This is a genomic window from Stenoxybacter acetivorans DSM 19021 (assembly GCF_000745895.1).
GTDB classification, from domain to species: domain Bacteria; phylum Pseudomonadota; class Gammaproteobacteria; order Burkholderiales; family Neisseriaceae; genus Stenoxybacter; species Stenoxybacter acetivorans.
Map to the genome: position 1 here is coordinate 1 of NZ_JQKE01000123.1, position 2,318 is coordinate 2,318.

Below are 2,318 nucleotides of genomic sequence, written 5' to 3' on the forward strand. Positions count from 1 at the left end.
CTGTTTTAAAGTCGAATATGGGGTTGTTCATGTGTTGTCTCCTATTTGGAATAGTTTAGGGGATTGACACAGATTTTTGAACACTACCAGCCTGAAAATTGAAGCGGCATCAATAATAAGGCGGAAAAGAATAATAAGGTAACAGTTTTTTAAATAATTCACTATAACATACACAGGTGTTGCATTGATTACAAATCAATCGCTAGTGGTGGGTATTGCTTGCGCAAGGAAAGGAGCAGCAAGCGCATATAGTCTGCTTAGCGAGAGCGTTCAAAATTCTGTGCCAGAGGTAAATTCTGCAGTTTGATTATATTATCAAGCCTGCCCTCGAAATAGGTGGCAAGTTGGCTGACTGTCTGACACCAATTCTATATGGGTATCGTCCATTTTTCCGAAGCCTTATTAATGCCGATGTACAAAAGTTTAATGCCGATGTCAAAAGTTTCAGCAGATTGTCTTCATTGGGAAACGTACCTAAGGCAGGATTGAATTAAAACCCATCGACCAGATCAGAGTAGGAGATGAAGTGCTGGCGTGGGCAGAGTGGAAGGACAAGGGAGCAGAATAGAGTATAGACCAACGGATGCTCATCCCTTCAAGACAACGGAAGGGTGGCGGGACGCGATTCTGCTGAAAAAGGACGGGAAATCTTGCTCAAAGGGGCGAGGGAATGCGTACCCCGAGATAAAAAACCGGATACACAAGCCGATGAGCGTACAGCTACCCTTACCGACATCCGTACCGAGCAGAAAATCATTCAGACCTTTAATCTCGAACTCGCCAATGTCCATACCTTTTTTGTCGGCGAAGAAAGTATACTGGCTCATAACGGAAAATATTAAGAAACTCCACCACCTAAAGGTGGTCATCCATGAGGGATACTAACACGGCAATATCATAGAGGGCGACGAATTTTTGATTTGCCAAAGAAAAGGTATTGTTATTGGGATGACCTTGAATATGAATGGGAGATATTCGCGAATAATGAACAACATTTGGGGACGATGAATGAAGATGGATCTCCGCATAAAGGTAAAAAAACTGGGCGAAGAGGAGCAAAATGATGAAAAATATTATTGTTAGTTCGGTATTATTTTTTTCGAGTGAAGGGCATTTATTGGCAGAGTATCCTGTTTCTATCGGGAAGCGGGATCTTCACAAGATATATGGAACGAAAGAGATATATGGCGTGACATTAGATAAGGATTTAATAGGGCAGTCTAAAGTAATATCAATATCGGAACTGTCAAATTTTATTCATGGTGATGTTAATATACAAGGTGGCATTCAATTTCATGAAATCAGAATATTTACATACTGTAAAAGTATTGATGATGAGAGGATACTTGAAAAATGCCAATTTTCTCTTGAAATATTCTTAAAACAAGAAGGTGGTAGGCTTGGTAGCATTAATTTGATTGGCGTCCGTGTTTCTGATCTGATTGACATTAGAAGAATTTTTGGTTTGCCAAAAGATCATTCATTGGTTTGGGATTCGTTTTTGCGGTACAAATGGCAGTTGTCTTACTTTGAAAAATTTGGAATACATTTTGATTTTGAACAAGTTGATGTAATTTTTTCTGTTTTTCAAAGGTTGAGTAGCACTGTTAAGTATTAAAGGCGGAGATCCAAAGGATTTTGGCAATATTATGCCGATGACACCATCGCAACATATTACTTGGCACAGGAAATCCAGAGCAAATGACGGTTCCGATGGGCTTGAAAATCTTGAGATAGAATGCCGTGTATGCAATCTCAAGAATGGAAGAAAGGATTGATAAAGCATGGAACAAAAGGTTTATTTCTATTTGAAACAGAAAGATGATTGGCCTCCTTTTGCGAGTGAGTTCATTTGGGCAAATTCGTTAGGGGATGATAGATACCAGTTAAACAACATACCATTTTTTGCTGAGGGAGTGAGTTTCGGAGATGTCATCAAGGCTGATATACAAAACGGGAACCCTTGGTTTGTCAATATTGTAAAGGCATCGACCAATTCTACGCTGCGTGTTTTCTGCTTTGATACTCAGAAGAAGATTGAATTTAGCAAATGGCTTGGACAAAATAGTTGTATGTCGGAGTTAGGTTTTGAAGGTGAATATATTGTCGCGAATATTCCTGGCACAATAGATATTGATGCGCTGGAGCAGTTTCTTGCCGATATCGAAGAACCCGGTCAGTTTGAGTTTGAGTTTTCATGCCTAAGGTTGGTTTTGGTCAGCTTACGGGATGATTGACGGTGTACAGATTCTACGAGGGCGTTCAAAATTCTGTGTCAGTGTTAAATCCTACAGTTTGATTATATCATCGAGTCTTCC

General features: G+C 39.7%; 4 protein-coding genes. All 4 read left to right on the forward strand.

Annotation, left to right across the window (positions count from 1 at the left end; all coding sequences use genetic code 11):
• Positions 1-611 precede the first annotated feature (611 nt).
• A complete protein-coding gene (locus Q384_RS10800; protein ID WP_037588051.1) occupies positions 612-842 on the forward strand; it encodes a hypothetical protein in 231 nt (76 codons plus the stop codon).
• Between the two features lie 218 nt (positions 843-1,060).
• On the forward strand, positions 1,061-1,618 hold the full coding sequence (locus Q384_RS10805) for a hypothetical protein (protein WP_156956555.1): 558 nt from the start codon (positions 1,061-1,063) through the stop codon (positions 1,616-1,618).
• Positions 1,619-1,655: 37 nt separating this feature from the next.
• Entirely contained in the window at positions 1,656-1,778 is a 123-nt protein-coding gene (locus Q384_RS14555) for an HNH endonuclease (protein ID WP_425423490.1), read from the forward strand.
• A gap of 6 nt (positions 1,779-1,784) precedes the next feature.
• The gene (locus Q384_RS10810; RefSeq protein ID WP_037588055.1) at positions 1,785-2,237 is read left to right on the forward strand and encodes a DUF4265 domain-containing protein; all 453 of its coding nucleotides are present in this window, start codon (positions 1,785-1,787) and stop codon (positions 2,235-2,237) included.
• Positions 2,238-2,318 lie beyond the last annotated feature (81 nt).

Excerpts from the sequence above, each read along its gene's own strand:
- Q384_RS10805 (WP_156956555.1), top strand. The coding sequence starts at position 1,061 with ATGATGAAAAATATTATTGTTAGTTCGGTATTATTTTTTTCGAGTGAA.
- Q384_RS10810 (WP_037588055.1), top strand. The coding sequence starts at position 1,785 with ATGGAACAAAAGGTTTATTTCTATTTGAAACAGAAAGATGATTGGCCT.
- Q384_RS14555 (WP_425423490.1), top strand. The coding sequence starts at position 1,656 with ATGACACCATCGCAACATATTACTTGGCACAGGAAATCCAGAGCAAAT.